Source organism: Pseudodesulfovibrio sp. lm2024, assembly GCF_051175575.1.
Classification (GTDB): domain Bacteria; phylum Desulfobacterota; class Desulfovibrionia; order Desulfovibrionales; family Desulfovibrionaceae; genus Pseudodesulfovibrio; species Pseudodesulfovibrio caledoniensis.
Window position 1 is genome coordinate 1553654 of sequence record NZ_CP195092.1, and the last position, 18991, is coordinate 1572644.

Here is an 18991-nt window from a genome sequence, read left to right on the forward strand (position 1 = left end):
CCGCCCTCACATCCCGTATTTCTTCAACTTGTTGTTCAGCGTGGTCCGGGTGATGTCGAGAATCTTGGCCGCCTCGCTCTTGTTCCCGCCGGTCTGCTCCAGGGTGGCCAGGATGGCCAGTTTCTGGACGTCCTCCAACGGCTGACCGCCGAGCTGCCCGTGGCCGTTGTCCGCCGGGGCGTCCTGCTCGTAGTTCTTGAGCAGGGTGGCCGGGAGCTCCTTTTCCGTGACGTATTCGCCCATGCACAGGATGATCGCCCGCTCTATGGTGTTTTCCAGCTCACGGACGTTTCCGGGCCATGCGTGGTGGATGAGCATGTCCATGGCCAGGGGGGTGAATCCCTTGACCGCCTTGCGGTTCTTTTCCGCGAACCGTTCGAGGAAGAAGTTGGCCAGCAGGGGGACGTCGTCCTGGCGCTCGCGCAACGCGGGCAGCCGCAGGGCCATGACGTGCAGCCGGTAGTAGAGGTCCTCCCGGAACCGGCCCGCGTCCACCTCGGCCTTGAGGTCCCGGTTGGTGGCCGCCAGGATGCGCACGTCCACGGACTGCACTGTGTCGCTGCCCACCCGCTGGATCTCCCGCTCCTGCACCGCCCGCAGCAGCTTGGCCTGCATGGGCATGGATATCTCGCCGATCTCGTCCAGGAAGATGGTTCCCTTGTCGGCCTGCATGAACCGGCCGTCGCGGCGCTTGTCCGCGCCGGTGAAGGCGCCTTTTTCGTGCCCGAACAGCTCGGATTCCAGCAGGGTCTCGGACAGGGCGGCGCAGTTGATGGTCACCAGCTGCTTCGCCTTGCGCGCGGAGTTCAGGTGGATGGCCCGGGCGATGAGCTCCTTGCCGGTGCCGGACTCGCCGGTGATCAGCACCGTGGCCTCGGTGGGGGCGACCACCTTGACCATCTCGATGACCTCGCGCATGGCCGGGCTGGTCCCGATGATCCCCTTGAGCGTCTGGCCGGAGGAGACGGTCTCCCTCAGGTGGCGGTTCTCCTCGGTCAGCCGCCGGTGCTCCAGGGCGCGCTCCAGGGTCAGCTTGAGCTCGTCGAAATTGAGCGGCTTGGTCAGGTAGTCGTATGCCCCGAGCTTCATGGCCTCGACCGCCACGTCCACCGAGGAGTAGGCGGTCATGATCAGCACCGGGATGGCCGGGTTGTAGGCCTTGATCTCCTCCAGGGCCTCGATGCCGCTGACCTTGGCCATGCGGACGTCCATGAGCACGGCGTCGAAGGGGCGCTCCCTCACGGCCGAGACCGCCTCGCCGCCGTCCATGGCCAAAGCGGTTTCATAGTCCCATCCGCCGAGGATGGTCTTCAGCATCGAGAGATGCCCCTTGTCGTCGTCGACGATGAGTATGGTGGTCTTCATTGCGTGTCTTCCCTCAATGTGATTGCGGCAGGGTGATGGCGAAGGTCGTGCCCTTGCCCGGGGTGCTTGAGACATGGACGCCGCCGCCATGCCCCTCCACGATCTTGCGGACCACGGCCAGGCCCAGCCCGGTCCCCTGGCTCTTGGTCGTGAAATACGGATCGAAAATGGTCGCCAGGTCCGCTTCGGGAATGCCCTGGCCGGTGTCCTCGGCCTCGATGACCAGGCCGTCCACGGAGGCCTGGGCGCGCAGGGACAGGCGGCCTCCGGGCTCCATGGCCTGGATGCCGTTGATGCCGATGTTCAAGAGGGCCTGGACCATGCGGTCCGGGTCCATCTCGGTCTCGGGCAGGTTCGGCGCGATGTCCACGGCGACCTCCACCCCCTGGTCGGCCGCGTCCTGCTGCAGCAGCCGGGACACGGTGTCCAGGACCATGGCCGGGTCGGCCTTGCGGAACTTGAAGTCCGAGGGCCGCGAGAAATCCAGGAGTTCGGAGATGACCCGGTTCAGCCGTTCCGTCTCGGCGATCATCACCGTGGCCGCCTTGCGGTTCTCGCTGCCCTCGTCGAACAGCCCGGCGAAGTAGGTCGCGTATCCCTTGATGCTGCTCAACGGGTTGCGCACCTCGTGGGCGATGCCCGCCGCCAGGTTGCCGATGGCCGCCATCTTCTCGCGCTGCTTCACGTCCGCCTGGAGGCGGTGGATTTCTGTCAGGTCGCTCAGGATGTAGATGGTCCCAAGAAGGGCGGACCCGTCCGAGGTCACCGGAGCCACGCCGACGTTGACCGGCGACGCCGTTTCCCCGTTTTTGATCTGCAGCTCCCTGGTCACGGGAGCGTCCGCTGCGGCGGACTCGGCGGCCAGGTCCGCGACCTCGGCCGGGAGCACGTCGCGCGCGGCGGCCCCCAGGGCTTCGTCCGGTTCCACGTTCAGGAGCAAGGCCGCGTCGCGGTTGATGCGGGTCACGCAGTCGTCCGGGCCGGTGACGATCATGCCGATGGGCAGGTTGGCCACGATCTCGGCGGCCAGGGCCTGGGTGTCGCGCAGCTGCTCGCGCGAGCGGCGGTACGCCTGGACCCAGAAGAGCGAGACCATGCAGCCCAGGCCGACCAGCAGCAGGACGGCCGACGTGGTCACCATGACCCGGACGTCGGTCCTGCGCGCCTCGGCAAAGGGGGCGATGTCCAGGCCGATGAAGATCAGCGGCTTCTCGACGCCCTCGCCGGGCGGCTCTTCGGCCCGCCGCCGCATCATCCCCCAGCGGCCGTTGCCGCTTCCGTCCCCTCTTCCGCCGCCGGACGAGGACATGTGGTGGCCCATCATGTCGCGCATCATCCTGAAGCCGCCGGACTTCAGGGGGACGAACTCCTTGTAGACCACGAAGGAGCCCTGGTCCGCGCCGCTCTCGATGACCGCGGATTTGGCCTTCTGGTCCGGGCGCAGGGCCTGTATCTGGGCCGCGCCCAGGAACACGCTGCCGATCTTCCGCGAGTCGCTGTGGGCGATGATCCGGCCCTCCCGGTCGGTGAGCACTATATAGAGGATGTCGGGCAGCTTGGCGGTGGCGTCGATCAATGCCTGGAGCCTGCCCTCGGCCCCGTAGTCGCCCATCATGCCGACCCTCGCGCCCGTCTCGAAGGAGCGGATCAGGGCCCCGCCTTTTTCGCCGAGGACCTTTTCCATATACCGGACTTCGCGGTTGTAGTTGAACACGGCCAGGGTCACGACCACCAGGGTCATGATGGAGGCCATGCCCAGGATCATCCAGACGGATGCGGGACTTCCCAGAATCTTCGCTTTCAGCTGCATGTCCGACCTGCCGGGTGCGGTTGGTTAATTTTTAGACTGCCATATCTTGTGAACTGGTTAAAAATTAAACACACAAGGGCGTCTTGGCAAGGATAAATTTGGCCGCAGGTCCGCAGTTCAGTACAATATATTTAGTATGATCAGCATGTTAAGTATGTTGATTCGAGGTTTGGCACGCCCCTTGCCATAGAGAGAGTACCAACACGAACAAAACCCTACAGGAGGTTTTATCATGAAGAAGTTTGTTATGGCACTCGCGGTTGTTTCGGTTGTCTCCCTGGTTTCCGTCAACGCCATGGCCTGGGGCATGCACGGCTGGCAGGGCAACGGTGTCGGACCGGGTTACGCCAGCCAGGTGGACCCGAAGGTGCATCAGGAGTTCGTTGATTCCACCGCCGACCTGCGTGCGGCCATACGCGCCGACCGGGCCGAGATCGCGGCCATCATGGCCGGACAGAACCCGGACGCCAAGCGGGTTCGCGCCTTGACCGAGAACATCGAAAAGAACGCCACGGCCGTCCAGGCCAAGGCCAAGGAGCTCGGGCTGCCCCAGTACGGCGGCATGGGCTACGGCATGGGCCCCGGCCACGGCATGCGCGGCGGCATGGGACGCGGCGGCATGATGGGCTACGGTATGGGCTACGGCAACGGCGCCAACTGCCCGGCCTGGTAGGCGAAACACGTTCGCAAATTCGGCGGGAGGAGCGGGGCTCCTCCCGCCGAAATCCGTAAGGAGACAGGAATATGCTGCATCACGGTTGGGGTTTCATGTACGGACCGGGCCATGGCTGGTTCATGGGCGGCTTCGGCTCCCTTTTCGGACTGCTGCTGATGGGCCTGTTGATATTTCTGGTGGTACGGCTCTTCCAGGGAGCGGGCTCCGGCTCCAGCGCGAGGCGGGACAGGGAGGACTCCATGGAGATCCTGAAGCGCAAGTACGCCAACGGCGACATCTCCACCGAGGAGTTCCGCAAGATCCGCAGCCTGCTGAAGGAGTAGGCCGCGCCGCCCGGCCAGCGGGAGGCGCAACGGTCAACGAGGCGAAAGAGATTTGATGCGGCGCAGGGCCGCGAGGGCCGGAGGCGGATATTGCCTTCGGTCTTTTTTTACGCCCTTGTCCGGGGCGCCGCCTATTTCGGCGTGTACACGAACAGGATGACCGGCTGCACCCCGTATTCGTCGTCGGCCTGGAGGCCCATGTCCAGGAGCTGGGACATGGCGGCCTTGGCGTCGTCTTCGCTGGGCAGCAGGAAGTGGATGGGGTGGCGGTCGTTCTTGGCGTCGCGGTCCGAGCCCTTTTCCTCGATGCCGACGAACCATGTTTCGAGCCTGCCGCCGTGGTGGTTCATGTGGCGGACCGCCTGCGCGATCACGGCTTCCCTGGATTTGATGTCATGGAGGTTGCTCATGGCGATGCTTCTATAATTTTATCCGGGCGGAGGCAATGCGCGGACGGGATTTTCCGTTGGACGGCGGTCCGGTCACGAGTATGGTGGAGCGGGGCTTTTCTCCAAGCTATTTGAAACTGTCCGCCGAAAGCCCGTAGCGGTGCAGCATGTTCTGGACCGCCACCCGCGACAGGCCGGACAGCCGCGCGGCCCGGGAGACGTTGCCCTTGGCCAGGGCCATGGCCTCGCGGATGTAGTCCAGGGTGAAGGAGTCCATGACCAGCCCCTTGGCCTCCTTGAAGGGCGGCAGCTCGTCCACCTGGCCCAGGGGGGCGAGGCAGGCGGAGGCCGTGGTCGGGTCCCGCTGCGGCTGGACGTCGCCGAAGACCGCGAGCTTGCGCATGGCGTTCTGCAGTTCGCGGATGTTGCCGTGCCAGGGCTTGGCCGCGAGGCTCGCCAGGGTGGCGGGGGAGATGTCCTTGTCCGGCAGGCCGAGCTCGGCGCACGCCTTGAGCAGGAAGTAGCGGGCCAGAAGCGGGATGTCCCCCTGGCGCTCCCTGAGCGGGGGCATGGTCAGGGTGAGCACGTTGAGGCGGTGGTACAGGTCCTCGCGGAAGGTCCGGTCCGCAATGCGCGCGGCCAGATCCTGGTTGGTGGAGGCGATGATGCGCACGTCCACCTTGCGCGACACGTCCGAGCCCACCGGGCGGATCTCCCCCTCCTGCAGGACCCGCAGCAGTTTGGCCTGGGTCTCCATGGGGATATCGCCGATCTCGTCCAGCAAGATGGTGCCCGTGTGCGCCTTGACGAACAGTCCGTCCCGGTTCTGCTCCGCGCCGCTGAACGCGCCCTTGACGTGGCCGAAGAGCTCGCTCTCCAGCAGGTTCTCGGGGATGGCCGTGCAGTTGAGGGTGATGAACGGCCGGTCCGCACGCGGGCTCAGCTCCCGGACCATGGCGGCGGCCAGCTCCTTGCCCGTGCCGGACTCGCCCAGGATGAGCACGTTGTAGTCGGTCTGGGCCACGGCCTGGATGGACTGCTTGAGGCGCTGCATGACCGGGCTCTCGCCGATCAGCTTGTCCTTGTGCCGCTCCAGCTGGTCGCGCAGCTGCCGGTTTTCGTCGAGCAGCTGGCTGCGTTCGAGCCCGTTGGCCACCACCCGGAACACGTCCTCGGGTTCGGTGGGCTTGGTCAGAAAATCGTAGGCCCCGGCCTTGAGCGCGTCCACAGCGGTCTCGATGGTGCCGTGGGCGGTCAGCATCACCGCCGACAGGGAAGGGCACCGGACCAGGGCCTCGCGCAACAGGGTCAGCCCGTCCATGCCCGGCATCTGGAGGTCGGTGATCATCACGTTGACCGGCGTGTCCTCGAGCCGTTTCAGGGCCTGCTCGCCCGATTCGGCCACGTGGACGTTCACCCCGTCGAACTCGCCCTGGATCAGCCGCCCGAGCCCTCGGGCGAAATCGGTCTGGTCGTCGACCACCAATACGTGCCTGGATTGCGTTTCGTTCATATCGCTTCCGTCCCGGCCACGGGAAAACGCAGGGTGAACCGCGCTCCGCCGGTATTCTGGTTGTCCGCCATGACGCTCCCGCCCAGGTCGCTCATGAAGCCGAAGACGATGGACAGCCCCAGGCCCGATCCCTTGTTCACCTCCTTGGTGGTGTAGAAGGGGTCGAAGATGAATTTGTGGTCCTTCTCGGCAATGCCGGGCCCGTTGTCGCAGACCGTGACCACCACCTCTTCGGCCAAGTCGTCGTAGGCCGTCCTGATGTCGATCCTGCCGTCCTTGTCCGGGACGGCGTCCAGGGCGTTGATGATCAGGTTGGCCATGATGTGCTCCAGGGCCTGGTTGTCCACCGGCACCGGGGGAATCTCCCCGGCGGTGTTCGCGGACAGGACCGCGCGCTGGTTCTCGGCCTGGACCCGGAAGACCCTGACCAGCGAGTCGATGACCTCGGGCAGGGACACGGTCCCGTCGTTGCCGACCTTGGGGCGGGCGAAGCTGAGCAGGTTCGTGAGCACGCTCTGGGCCTGCCGGGTGTGCTTGACGATGACGTCGATGTCCTCGCCGGTCTGGCCCTCGGGCAGCCCCTTCTTGAGCAGCTTGGCGTAGCACAGGATGACGCCAAGCGGGTTGTTGATCTCGTGCGCCAGGCCCGAGGCGAGCTTGCCCACGGTGGCCAGCTTTTCGGCCTGGGTCATGTGCGCGAGCATCCGTTTTTGCTGCGTGGTCTCATGGACGTAGACCGCCGCCTGACTGTTGCGCGTGCCCCCGGACTCGGCCACCGGGTAGATGCTCAGGGCGAAGGAGCGGCCGTTGGGCAGGGAGACCTCGCGGGAGATGACCTCGTTGAGGTTGAGGGACTTGGAGATGTCGCAGTCGCTCTCTCCGCTGACGTTCGCGCAGAGCAGGCTGATGATATTGCCGTCCTGGACCATGCCCTCGGACAGGTCCAGGCCGAGACGGCGCGCGGACTCGTTGACCACCACGGGGTTGCCGGACTCGTCCACCAGCAGCAGCGGCTCGGTGATGCCCTCGAAAATGGCGTGCATGTTGGCGTTGTTTCGGACGATGGAGTCCAGGGCCGTGATGTTGTCCGCGGCGATGCCCAGCTGGCGGCCCAGGGCCTGGAAGACCTCGCCGTCCTGCTTGGCAAAGGCGCTGCCGGGCCTGCGGTACAGGCAGAGCAGCCCCTCGGCGTTGCCCACCGAGGATTCCACCGGGATGAACGCCCGGTCCTTCTCGATGCGCGGCATGGAATCCGTGAGCAGCTGGACCCAGTTTTCGGGCAGGTCGGGCGGCACGTCCGAGTGCGGCCAGGAGTAATGGCGCTTGGAGTAGAAGGTGCAGACGTAGACCGCGCGCTCCAGGTCGAACCGCTCGACGATGTGCGGCAGGGTGGCCTCCCACAGCTCGTGCCGGGAGCCGCTTTTGCTCGACCCGGCCAGCAGGCGGACGAACAGGCGCACGTCCGCCGAACGCGCCTCGGCCTGTTCGGCCAGCTTCTCCGTCCTTTCCTCGACCATGACCTCCAGGTCGTTGGTGTAGCGTTGCAACTGCTCGCGGGTCTCATAGAGGTAGTCGCCGAGCTTCTCGATACCGGAGATCATCTGGCCGATCTCGTCGCCCTTTTCCAGCTCCCGGACCAGTTCCACGCCCTTGTCGTCGCTGAAGTTGCGATGGAAGCTGGCGGTCAGCAGCCGGACGTTGTTGGCCACGATGCGCTTGAAGATGATGTTCGTGGCCCCCAGGTAGATCAGGGCCGCGATGGCGAAGACCGCCAGGTAGCTCATGATCGTGTCCTGCATGTGGGCCACCGAGGCGGAGACGGGCAGGCCGACGGAGTCCACGCCGCCGATGCTGTTCTCGGCGTGGCCGAAACCCCGGTCTCCGTACAGGGCGAGCACCTGCTCCGGGGCGTCCTCGGGCTTGCCGTGGCAGTGCAGGCAGCTCTTGGCGAAGACCACGGGGCGGGCCATGACGAAGTGCTCGATGCCGTCTATGTCGGTGAACCCCTGCCAGACCTTCTCGTCCGGGTGGGCGCGGAAATATTCCACCAGGTCCCGTTCCCGCCGGTTGGCCTCGAACTTCGGGTTGCGCGCGCCCATGGCCACCCGCCGGTAGAGGTGCCTGGTGGGGCTGTGTTCGGCCACGCCGTCCATGATGTTGCGGGTGATGAAGGACGAGGACATGGCCTCGATGATGAAGGTGTCGTCGAGGACGTCGTACATGCGCGGCCGAAGGACCTGGCGGACGTACTGCTGGACCGAATCCACCTGGGCCAGGACCATGGCGGCCTTGTCCTCGACCTCGCGTTCGAGGACCTGGCGCATGTGGTACGAAAAACCGGCCAGGAGCAGACCTCCGATGGCGACGGAGGTCATGATCAGGCCGATCAGAAATTTGCTCTGCAGTGAGTACGGTCTGGGAAGTTGCATGGTCTTGTATTTGACTATCAAAGATGAAGCCCGTTTCCGTCAAGGATTCCTTGCGGTACTTTCCATCAGGCCGTATGGTTTCCACAGGGTGGAAAAGGAGGCGCCGCCCGGGGGAGTGTCGATATGGGCGAAACGTTGCTGTTCGGAGCGGCCCTGTTCGTGGGGTTGGCCACGGCGGACATGTTTGTCCGGGCGTGGACCGGCGTGCTGCGTTCCGTGGCCCTGGTGGTGCTGTACTTTCGCGGGCGGATCTCGGGAGAAGTCCTGTTCATCCGCCTGAACACGACCATCCCGTTGATCCTCCTGTGCGGCATAACCCTGATCGCCGTTTTCTTCCTCTACTTCCGTTCCTACGGCCTGGGCCATAGCGAACTCGAGCAGCTCGGCTATTTCCTTGCCGCCGTCTCGCGCACCATCTGTTACCTCCTGGGCCTGAACCGGCGCATAGAGGCCATGTTCGACCCCCGGGACGGGATGTAGCCCCGGTCTATTCGTCGGCGGGTGCGCCGGTGGCCGAACCCACGTCGGGGGTAGGTCCCGGTCCGTGCGGCATGTACTCGATGGTCGAGCGGGCGTTGTGGTCCGCATGGCCGACGATCTCCAGGTCGGTGTAATAGAACATGCCGGTGTCTATGTTTTCCCGCACGATGAAATCGCCGAGCGTCCGGAAGTCCTGGGACGCGTTGACCAGCATGGGACCGGCCACATAGGTGAACACCCAGATGGCGGCGCAGACCGAGACCAGTGCCAGGATGCGCTGAGTGAGGCTGCGGTTTTCCATATCTTGCTCCTTGGGGTGAGGGGGGCCGGGGCGCGGCCCCCCTCGGGGTTCTTGGGGGTGGAGGTGGTTAGATCTTGGACGTGATGTCGGGGAAGACCACGTAGAACATCAGGTAGGCCATGGCCAGGGTCAGGCACAGGTTCAGGGACTGGCCGCAGACGTACAGGATGAGCGGCTTGCCGCCCTTGAAGTAGTGCTTCAGCTCCCGGAAGTTGGTGGCCAGGCCGATGGCCGCGAAGGACAGGCAGAAGAACCAGCCGCGGAACAGGCGGGAGAAGCCGCGCAGCACGCCCTGGTCGATCATGGTGAAGCCGGTGTCCGAACCGAGCGACGAGTAGGCGATGGAGAAGACCACCGAGGCGACCAGGAAGCCGAGCACGAACTTGGGGAAGCGGTGCCAGATTTCCATGGCCCCGACCTTCTGGCCCTCGACGCAATCGACCTTGGTGCACCAGTAGATGGCGATGCCGAAGGCGGTCACGCCGATGAGCACGTTCTGGATCATCTTGATGGTCGCGGCCACGTACAGGGCCTTCTCGGACAGGAACGCGCCGGCGGCGGCGACCGCGCCGGTGGCGTCGATGGTGCCGCCCATCCAGGCGCCGCCCAGGATGTAGGGCATGCCCGTGGCCTTGATGATCGCGGGCATGACCACCATCATGATGGAGGTGAAGACCAGGGACAGGCCGATGGCCAGGGTCAGCTCTTCCTTCTTGGCCTTGCACGCGGCGGCCGCGGCGATGGCGGCCGAGGTGCCGCACACGGACATGTCGGCGGAGATGGTCATGTTAAGGGTCTTGGAAGGCATCTTGATGACCTTCTGGCCGAAGATGAAGGTGGAGATGAGCACCACCGGGGTGACCACCCAGGCCACGAAGATGCCGGGGATGCCGATGGCCACGATCTTGTTGAAGAGCACCTCGGCGCCCAAAAGGACCAGGCCGGTCTTGATGAAGAACTCGACCTGCAGCGCCTTCTTGGCCCATTCAGGCGTGCCCACGGTGTTGGAGATGATCAGGCCGATGGCGATGGCCCAGGCCGCGTAGCCGATGCCGTACTGCTTCATGGTCGCCTGTCCCGACATGACGTAGGAGAGCACCGCCACGACGAAGACGAGAATGAAGCCCTTGAGGAACTTGGCGCTGCTGCCGTCGATGAAGTGCATGCCGATGGCGAAGACCACGCCGAAGACGACGAACAGGCCGATTAGGCCGGGGAACAGGTTGTACGGCTTGTTGGAGATCTTCTTCTTGGCCGAGGACTCCTTGGAGCGCAGCTTCAGCCAGTGCTCGATGGCGTTGGAGGCGTCGGCGTTCAGCCCGGCGTTCTGGAAGCCCGCCGCCTCGGCCTTGGTCTGGGCGGCCAGCGCGGCGGCCTTGCCTTCGGCGGCGGCCGCCTTGGCCGCTTCGTACTTGGGCATGCCCTTGGCGTTCTTGGCGTCGGCCTGGGCCTGGGTCTGCATGAAGGCGTTGAGCGGGTTGGTGGACCACGACTTGGGGTGGGCCATCAGGTTCGCGATGCTCTTGCCGATGGGCTGGCTCTTGGCCTTGATCTTTTCCTTGGCCGTCTGGGCCTCGTACCAGGCCACGGTCTTGAACGGGGCGCGTTGCGCCTCGGCGGTCATGATCGCGTTGGACTTGGCGAATTTCTCCTGCATGCCGGCGGGTTCATTGTTGAAATAGATGAATGCCCCGACGATGAGGATGATGAAACCGAGCCAGATGGCCCAGTAGTCCTCTTTCTTCCAGAGATCGGACCACGAAGACTTCGCCTGGTCGACGACGACTTCGGAGTTCTTCTCGACAACTTGTTCAGCCATTCTCACAATCCTCCAAAAAAGTTTCTCACAGAGGCGGATCGCCAGGACGACACGCCTGACCACACTCGGTTTTCTCCCCATGAGCAAGGAGCGGGCCAGGCCGGTCCGGAAGGATTGCGCTGTGGAATTACAGGATATTTCTATTAAACGTCCGCTTGGACTGCAAAGTTCGCTTTGCAGTCCGAGCGGGCTGGATGAAAGGTGGGTTTGCAGTTCTGCGGGGCCGGGGCGGTGTGTAGCGGACGGTGAGGGCTAGCGAGAGCGCGAGTAACGCTCCTCCTTCCACGGGTCGGCGGAGTTGCTGTAGCCGCGCGTCTCCCAGAAACCGGGCTCGTCCTTGGAGACGACCTTGAGCCCCTGAATCCATTTGGCGCTCTTGTAAAAGTAGCGGTCCGGGACCACCGCGCGCACCGGGCCGCCGTTGGGACCGGGCAGGGGGGAGCCGAACAGGGTGTGGGCCAGGAACACGTCCGGCTTCATGGCCTCGGAAAGCGGGATGCTCGTGGTGTAGCCGTGGGCGGCCTCTATGACCAGGAACTTCGCCTTCCCGGTGGGGTTCGCCTTGTCCAGGAGGACGGATATGGGCACGCCGCGCCATGTGGAATCCAGCAGGGTCCAGCCGGTCACGCAGTGGACGTCGCAGGTGAAGTCCCGCTGCTCGAGCCGCAGGAGCGCCTCGAAATCCAGATCGAGAGGGTGCTCGACCTCGCCGTGGACGCGCAGGCGGAAGTCCTCGGGGTTCGGCGAGCCGGGCCTGCCGCCCATGTCCTCGATCTGCTCGATGGCGGTCTGTCCCGGCGGGACACGCGGCCTGCCGTCCGGCCGCAGCGCTTCGGCCAGTTCCTGTTGGCGGGCCTCCCCCACCGTGGCGAACACGCCGGGCAGGCCGATGCTGACCACGGTGCCGGCCGCGACGGCCAGAAAAACGCGCCTGGACAACAGGTTCTCTTCCCTCATGACGGCTCCTTGCGGTTGGGGGTCGCATGGCAGTGGCCGGACCCGCGCGGGCACGGCACTTCGCCATTGCCCCATGGTGGCAAAGAGCGGCACAAAGGACAAGAGGGAAAACCGGGCTAGTTGGCCAGCCCCTTCAGGCTCGGGCCGAGCAGGGTTTCCGCCTGCTTGGCGCCGAGGTCCATGCGGTAGAACAGTTTGTAGAACTCGCGGGTCTCGCGGACCATGTTCCAGCCGAACCATTCGGGATAGAGCAGGTTGGTCAGCCAGATCAGCCCCATGAGCCGGTTCACGGACGGCGGCCGGTCGAACCAATTGTACATGCCCGCCGGGGGCTCGAACACGGCGTTGTTGCGGACCGCCTTGAGCCTGAACCAGAACGGATCGGTCCGCATCCTGTTATACAGCCGTTGCCGGGACTTGCCTTCGTCCGAGAGCATGACGACCACGTCCGGGTCCCAGCGGGCCAGGTCCGTGGCGCAGACCGGGGTGCGGCCGCAGCCGCGCTGCTCGAAGACCTCGGCCGCGTTCACCCCGCCAGCGTATTCGATGATCTCGCCGTGGCGGGACCGCCGGGGCTCGGTGAGCAGGCCGGTGGGCGACTGGGCGTAGTAGACCGTGCGCCGCTCGCCGTGCGGGATTCCGGCCACGGTCCTGGCGATGTGGCGGAATTTTTCGTCGAAATAATCGGCCAGGATATTGCCCCGGTCCGGAGCGCCGACCAGTGTACCCATGCGGCGCAGGACCTCGCCGGTGCGGTCCAGGCCGCCGTCGTAGACGAGCACGGGGATGCCCAGCTCCTGCTGCAGCTTTTCTGCCGCGTTCACCTCGACCTCGTCCAGGGCGAACAGGGTCAGTGAGAGGATCAGGTCCACGCCGCGTTGGCGGACCGCGTCCTTGTCAAAGGTGGTCTTGCCGCCGCCGAAGTCGCCGCCCATGACCCCGAGGACCGGCAGGGAGAGGTATTCCGGGCTCGCCAGCATGCGCTCGGGCGGCATGGGCGGCATGCCCAGCCCGGCGATCTTCTCCGGGGCCAGGCAGAAGAGCAGGGACGTAACCATGGGGTTGTAGCCGAAGACCCTCTCGATGTTGGTCTTGACCAGGACCTTGCGCCCGGCCATGTCCGTGGCCAGGGTCGTCTCGGGGAGACGAACGGGCTTGAATTCCACCATTTTCACCTCGTCGGTTGCGGGCCGTATGCGGCCCGGGGCTGTCGGTATATGGGGCGGCGTGACCGGGGCCGGGCTGGTTCGGCCAAAGGCCGCGCGCACGGCCGGGGCGGCCAGGAGTCCGTCCGTGGTTTGCCGTATGAAGCTTGCGTCGCGGGCCGCAAAGGGCGCGTCGATGCGCTGTTCAAGGACCACGCGGCCCGGTGAAGGGGCCAGGATGACGATGCGGTCGCTCAGGCGGACCGCCTCGGCGAGGTCGTGGGTCACAAACACGGCGGCCAGGCCGCGCTCGTCGATGAGGGAGCGGACCAGGTCCTGGAGTTCGCGCCTCAGGCCCACGTCCAGGGCGCTGAACGGCTCGTCCAGGAGGAGCAGGTCCGGCTCCACGGCCAGGGCCCGGGCCAGGGAGGCCCGTTGGCGCATGCCGCCGCTCAGGGTGTGGGGATATTTCGCCAGGTCGTTTGGGTTCAGCCCCATGCGTCCGGCCAGCCGGTGCGCCCGCGCCGACCGTTCCGCCCTGGGGATGCCCAGGGCCTTGAGCCCGAAGGCGATGTTGTCCACGGTGCGCCGCCAGGGGAGCAGCCTCGGCTCCTGGAACACGCAGGCCGTGTGCGAGAAGATGTTGGAAACGCGGCCCGAAGTCGGGGCGAGCAGCCCTGCGGCCATGTTCAGCAGGGAGGTCTTGCCGCAGCCCGAGCGGCCCGCCAGGGCCAGGACCTCGCCGGGCGCGACCCGCAGGTCGACGCCCGCCACCACCGGTCCGGCCCCGTAGTCGTGCGAGACGTTCTCCCAGGTCAGCATGTTCCGCCAACCTCCGTCACGAGGACGCGGTCCCGCCGCGCCAGGGTTCCATGCGCCGCTGCAGCGGTTCGAGCACGAACAGTTCCACGGCCAGGAGCATGACCAGCAGGACGATGATCCAGGCCAGGGCGTCGGCCGTATCCAGGTTGATCCGGGCCAGGGCCATGCTCGCGCCGATGCCGTCGGTGGAGGCGAGCAGTTCGGCCATGACCGCGACTTTCCAGGACAGGGCCAGGGCCGTGACCCAGCCCGGAAAGAGATAGGACAGCAGGTGCGGCAGGCGCACGTCCAGGAAGAGCGTCAGCGGCGGGGTGCCGAAGGAGCGGGCCATGTCCTCCAGGCCCTGGTCGCGGGTGCGCGCGCCCTCCACGGCCACGGCGAAGACGATGGGCAGGGCCGTGACCACCACGGTGAAGACCGGGGTCAGCCCGGTGGTGCCGAACCAGAGCATGGCCAGGACGATCCAGGCGATGGGCGGGATGCCCAGGAGCATGGCCGTGACCGGCTTGAGGGTCTGGGCCAGGGCGGGGCGCAGCCCGGCCAGGATGCCCAGCCCGCTGCCGAGCAGGGCCGCTATCGCGAACCCGCCCAGCGCCCGGCCCGCCGTGAGCAGGGCCGCATGGCCCGCCTGGCCGTCCAGGATAAGCCGCCACAGCGCGGCGGTCGCCTCCCACGGCGAGGGCAGGATGAACGGGCCGTAGAACAGGCTCCCCGCCCACCACAGTGCGATGAAAAGGGCCACCCCCAGGGCGGGGTATCCGAAGCCCCGCAGACGGGGCCATGCCGCATGGGCGGAACGCGCCATCCTGCCTCCTGCCTAGCCCAGGTAGAAGTCTTGGTCCGGCAGCTTGCCGCCGACCAGCTTGGGCGACATCTCCATCAGGGCCGAGTAGTAGAATTCCAGGTCCTTCCTGGCCTCGCCCGCCGGGCTGCGCCGCAGGGGGAAGGCCTCCAGGGACTTTTCCAGGACCATGGGCTTGAGCCCGAAGAAGTCGGCGCACTGTTGAGCGGCCTCGGCCGGGTGACCGTTGATCCAGTCCACGGCCCGGCCTATGCCCGTGCGCAGCGCGGCCACGGTCTCCGGCTGTTCCTTGGCCAGGGACGCCTGGCACATGGTCCCGCCCAGGGGCATGACCGACGCGCTGCCGGTGACCTTTTCCCAGACGTCTTGCAGGACGATACGGTGCAGCTCCATGCCCGCGCCCTTGCCCTTGAGAATGGCCGCCGTGGCGGCGGGCTCGGGCAGCAGGGCCGTGGCCGTGCGTTTGGAGAGGAGCATCTGCAGCGCCTCGAACGGCGAGTCCACATAGGACAGGGTCAGGTCCGCATCCGGTTTGATGCCGCTTTTCGTGGCCAGGTAACGGACGATGATGTCCGGGGTGTCCCCACGGAAGAACAACAGCAGGCTCTTGGACCTGATGTCCGTGAAGGTCTTGATGGCCGGGTCGGCGGTGACGATGCTCAGGCTCCCGCCGTTGTTGATGTCCAGGAGCCGGACCGGGAGCCCCTTGTTATAGAGTATGGACGCCGCGTTGGCCGGGGCGGCCGAGACCTGGGTCTCGCCCGAGATCATCCAGGCGCGCATGATGTCCGGGTTGCGCCATTGGCGCATCTCCATGGCGGGCAGGGCGGACGGATGCTGTCGGGCCAGGCGGACCAGGGGGAGGCTGAGCGGCGCGGGCGGCCCCGCCAGCACCAGTCCGGCCGCATCCCCGGCCAGGGCGCGGGCAGTGGTCATGAAGGGAAACAGGGCCAGGGCTCCTGCGCTCATGGACAGAAAATTCCTGCGTGTGATCATCGGCGGGCTTCCTCGCAACGGCGGTATGCGTCCCTTCGCAGGGCGGAAACGGAGCGCGCCTGCTCGGGGATCGCGGTTGGACGGCGCGGCGCAAAGGCGGCGCGCGCGGTGGATACGGAACGGGAACGCAGGGTGCGTATGCCTGCGAACAAGTTTCAGTATGTAGGGCCGGGGGAGGAAACCGGCAATACCGTCACGCAAACATGAATATGCGTGACATGCGATCGGGGAAGGGGAGCGGGGCGTGCGCACCGGGCTTGATTGCGGCGTCCGATTGTGCGACCTCAGGATCGAGGATCGGAACTGTCTCGATCGGGTGTCCACGATGTCCTCAGGGGTTTGCCATCCGTCCATCGACGTCCTATTGCCTGTCCTGCTGCGAGCCGGAATCAGACGGCCGAGAAAAGGAAACCGAAGAATGAGCCAACGCAAGATCGTCACCACCTGCACCCGCGACTGCCCCAACGCCTGCGGGCTCATCGCCACGGTCGAGGACGGACGGCTGGTCAAGCTCTCGGGCGACCCGGCCCATCCCCTGACCGGCGGCGTGGCCTGCCACAAGACCGCCAAGTATATCAAGCGGGTGTACAGCGCCGAGCGGATCACCCACCCGTTGCGCAAGGTGGACGGGCAGTGGCGGCGGGCGACCTGGGACGAGGTCCTGGACCTGGTGGCCGACAAGCTCCAGGCGGTGGCGGCCGAGTCCGGCCCCGAGGCGGTCCTCTATTATCAAGGATACGGCGAGCGCACGGCTCTCAAGCTCCTGAACAAGTATTTCTTCAACCTGCTCGGCGGGGCCACGACCATGCGCGGCTCCCTGTGCGGCGGGGCGGGGCAGGGGGCCCAGAATCTCGACTTCGGCGAGCGCGTGTCCCACGACCCGCTGGACCACTTCAACTCCAACGCCATGATCCTGTGGGCGCGCAACCCGGTGTCCACCAACATCTCCCTGGTCAAGATCGTCAAGGACATCAGGGAGCGCGGCGGCCGCGTGGTGGTCATCGACCCGGCGCGCAGCCTGTCCGTGAACATCGCCACCCACCATGTGCGGCCCAAACCCGGGCGCGACGGCTGCCTGGCCATGGCCGCGGCCAAACTGATCATCGAGGCCGGGGCCGAGGACCGCGATTTCATCGAGAACCGGGCCGAGGGCTGGGCCGAATACAAGGCGATCCTGGATTCCTTTTCCGTGCCCGAACTCTGCGCCCTGGCCGGGGTTCCGGTCACGGACGCCGAACTGCTGGCCGACACGCTGATAAACCAGTTCCCGACCTCCATCCTGCTCGGCTGGGGGCTGCATCGTCACGAGTACGCCCATTGCGCCATCCGGCCCATCGACGCCCTGGGCGGCATCGCGGGCCTCCTCGGCGTGCCCGGCGGCGGGGTCAGCCAGGGATTCGAGGAGTACAGCCCCTACGATCAGGCGTGGTGGGGCGACCACCTGCGCCCGGGCCGCCGGACCCTGCTCATCCCCAAGGTGGGCGAGGAGATATTAAGCGCCCGCGACCCGGATATCCGCATGATCGTGGTCACGGCGGGCAATCCGGTGTGCATGGCCCCCAATGCGGACAAGGTCGTCAGGGCGTTCAAAAAGGCCGAGATGGTCGTCTACTCCGGCCATTTCATGGACGACACCGCCGAGTTGGCCGATGTCTTCTGGCCCGCCACCTCCTTCCTTGAAGAAAACGACATTATGGCCAGTTACGGCCATAACTTCGTCGGGCCGGTCAATCCGGCCATCGAGCCGGTGGGCGAGACCAAATCCGAATTTCAAATGTTCCAGGAACTGGCCGCCCGGTTTCCGTTCGCCGGGCAGTACCAACGGTCCTTGGAGGACTGGCTCAAGACCATCTGCACTCCGCTCTGGGAGCAGGGCACGGACCTTGAGAGCGTGCGCAAGGGCCCGTTCCGCCTGGATGCGCCCATGGTCCCCTATGCGGACGGCGTGTTCCCCTCCGAGTCCGGCAGGTTTCGGTTCATGACCGAGTTCGATCCGGCCGTGCTTCAGGACGAGGACCCGGACTACCCGTACAAGCTCCTGACCATCGCGCCCCACGGCTACATCTGCTCCGAGCGCACCCTGGCCGAGCACGACGCCCTGCCTGTGGTTCTCCTGAATTCGGCCGAGGCCCGCAAGCGGGGGCTGACCGACGGCGGCCACGTGGTTGTGCGCAGTGCGTACGGCAGGCTCATGGCCCTGCTCAAGGTGGACGATGCCATGCGCGCGGACGTGCTCATCACCGAGCGGGGCGGCTGGAACAAGGCGGGCCACGGGGTCAATCTCCTGACCAGGGATATCCCGTCCATCGTGGGGCAGGGCACCCCGTTCTACGAGACCCGGGTCACGTTGGAGCCGTGTCCGGCGGACGGGATCATCGGCTCAAAGGTCCTGGTGGTCCAGAATTCCGCCCAATCGCCCGGCGGCAACTTCACCAAGGAGCTGGCCCGGCAGGGCTGCATCCTGATCGCTATTTTGCCGACCGAAGGGGAGCCGATTCCGGAAAACGCCGACAACTATGACCGCCTGGTGGTCCTGGGTGGTCCCCAGAACGCCTTTGACGACGAAACCTCGCCCTATTTCCCGGAGTTGATGCGGCTCATGCGCGACTTCGATGCGGCGGGCAAGCCTGTGGCGGGCATCTGCCTCGGCTGCCAGCTCTTGGCCCGCGCCCACGGGGGCGGGGTCTGGACCATGCCCGAATTGGAGTTCGGCTTTGTCGGCCACGCCCTGACCGAGGCAGGCGCACAGGACCCGGTCCTGTCGAAGGCCGGGCCGGTCCCGCCGCTCATGGAGTTCCATGAGGATTCCTTCGACCTTCCCGAAGGGGCCACGCTGTTGATCGAGGGTGATCGATGCATCAACCAGTGCTTCAAGGTCGGCAAGGCGTCCTACGGGTTCCAGTTCCATCTGGAAATGGACTCCCTGACCGCCGACGAATGGTTCGACGAGTTCCAGCGCGGCGATATCGACACCTACGCCCAATACCGCTTCCGGTTCACCGACGAATTCTTCGCGGCCACCCGCAGCCGGTTCCCCCTGCTCATCCAGCAGTCCGGCGATTTTTGCCGCAACGTGGCCAATAACTGGCTGCGGCTCGAATAGCCACCACTCGGGGGGGGGCGTTAAATGAAAGAAAGCCTGTGGGAATGCGATAGCGCACCCC

At 65.8% G+C, this 18991-nt stretch carries 15 protein-coding genes; 4 read left to right on the plus strand and 11 right to left on the minus strand.

Going from position 1 to position 18991, the window contains the following annotated elements:
* Positions 1 to 6: 6 nt before the first annotated feature.
* Together ACR42D_RS07155 and ACR42D_RS07160 are read right to left on the minus strand one after the other, a co-directional pair.
* Positions 7 to 1365, minus strand: coding sequence for a sigma 54-interacting transcriptional regulator (locus ACR42D_RS07155; protein WP_484566139.1), 1359 nt, complete (start codon positions 1363 to 1365; stop codon positions 7 to 9).
* Positions 1366 to 1378: 13 nt separating this feature from the next.
* Positions 1379 to 3175, minus strand: coding sequence for an ATP-binding protein (locus tag ACR42D_RS07160; protein WP_484566140.1), 1797 nt, complete (start codon positions 3173 to 3175; stop codon positions 1379 to 1381).
* 232 nt (positions 3176 to 3407) lie between these two features.
* Here ACR42D_RS07160 and ACR42D_RS07165 point away from each other — a divergent pair, with 232 nt between their 5' ends.
* Positions 3408 to 3848, plus strand: a complete 441-nt coding sequence (locus tag ACR42D_RS07165; protein ID WP_484566141.1) for a zinc resistance protein — start codon at positions 3408 to 3410, stop codon at positions 3846 to 3848.
* 71 nt (positions 3849 to 3919) lie between these two features.
* Entirely contained in the window at positions 3920 to 4174 is a 255-nt protein-coding gene (locus ACR42D_RS07170; protein WP_484566142.1) for an SHOCT domain-containing protein, read from the plus strand.
* A 131-nt stretch (positions 4175 to 4305) separates the two neighbouring features.
* Here the strand turns inward: ACR42D_RS07170 and ACR42D_RS07175 are convergent, their stop codons facing one another.
* The 3 genes from ACR42D_RS07175 to ACR42D_RS07185 form a co-directional block, all read right to left on the minus strand.
* The gene (locus tag ACR42D_RS07175) at positions 4306 to 4584 is read right to left on the minus strand and encodes a hypothetical protein (RefSeq protein WP_484566143.1); all 279 of its coding nucleotides are present in this window, start codon (positions 4582 to 4584) and stop codon (positions 4306 to 4308) included.
* Between the two features lie 106 nt (positions 4585 to 4690).
* Complete coding sequence (locus ACR42D_RS07180) at positions 4691 to 6076, minus strand: sigma-54-dependent transcriptional regulator (RefSeq protein ID WP_484566144.1); 1386 nt, start codon at positions 6074 to 6076, stop codon at positions 4691 to 4693.
* Positions 6073 to 8505, minus strand: a complete 2433-nt coding sequence (locus tag ACR42D_RS07185; protein WP_484566145.1) for a c-type heme family protein — start codon at positions 8503 to 8505, stop codon at positions 6073 to 6075. Before ACR42D_RS07185 ends, ACR42D_RS07180 begins: the two co-directional genes overlap by 4 nt.
* A 123-nt stretch (positions 8506 to 8628) precedes the next feature.
* On the opposite strand from ACR42D_RS07185, the gene ACR42D_RS07190 reads away from it, so the two are divergent.
* Entirely contained in the window at positions 8629 to 8985 is a 357-nt protein-coding gene (locus tag ACR42D_RS07190) for a hypothetical protein (RefSeq protein ID WP_484566146.1), read from the plus strand.
* Positions 8986 to 8992: 7 nt separating this feature from the next.
* Here the strand turns inward: ACR42D_RS07190 and ACR42D_RS07195 are convergent, their stop codons facing one another.
* The 6 genes from ACR42D_RS07195 to ACR42D_RS07220 form a co-directional block, all read right to left on the minus strand.
* The gene (locus ACR42D_RS07195) at positions 8993 to 9286 is read right to left on the minus strand and encodes a hypothetical protein (RefSeq protein WP_484566147.1); all 294 of its coding nucleotides are present in this window, start codon (positions 9284 to 9286) and stop codon (positions 8993 to 8995) included.
* Positions 9287 to 9353: 67 nt separating this feature from the next.
* On the minus strand, positions 9354 to 11105 hold the full coding sequence (locus ACR42D_RS07200) for a YeiH family protein (protein ID WP_484566148.1): 1752 nt from the start codon (positions 11103 to 11105) through the stop codon (positions 9354 to 9356).
* Between the two features lie 252 nt (positions 11106 to 11357).
* Complete coding sequence (locus tag ACR42D_RS07205) at positions 11358 to 12062, minus strand: molybdopterin-dependent oxidoreductase (RefSeq protein WP_484566149.1); 705 nt, start codon at positions 12060 to 12062, stop codon at positions 11358 to 11360.
* 116 nt (positions 12063 to 12178) lie between these two features.
* Positions 12179 to 14029, minus strand: coding sequence for an ATP-binding cassette domain-containing protein (locus ACR42D_RS07210; protein WP_484566150.1), 1851 nt, complete (start codon positions 14027 to 14029; stop codon positions 12179 to 12181).
* Between the two features lie 16 nt (positions 14030 to 14045).
* Positions 14046 to 14834: an ABC transporter permease gene (locus ACR42D_RS07215; protein ID WP_484566151.1), complete on the minus strand. Its 789-nt coding sequence runs from the start codon at positions 14832 to 14834 to the stop codon at positions 14046 to 14048.
* A 12-nt stretch (positions 14835 to 14846) separates the two neighbouring features.
* Positions 14847 to 15827 (minus strand): ABC transporter substrate-binding protein, encoded by a 981-nt coding sequence (locus ACR42D_RS07220; protein ID WP_484566152.1) that lies wholly within the window; start codon positions 15825 to 15827, stop codon positions 14847 to 14849.
* 418 nt (positions 15828 to 16245) lie between these two features.
* Between ACR42D_RS07220 and ACR42D_RS07225 the strand changes: the two genes are divergently transcribed.
* Positions 16246 to 18930, plus strand: a complete 2685-nt coding sequence (locus tag ACR42D_RS07225) for a molybdopterin-dependent oxidoreductase (RefSeq protein WP_484566153.1) — start codon at positions 16246 to 16248, stop codon at positions 18928 to 18930.
* Positions 18931 to 18991: the final 61 nt, after the last annotated feature.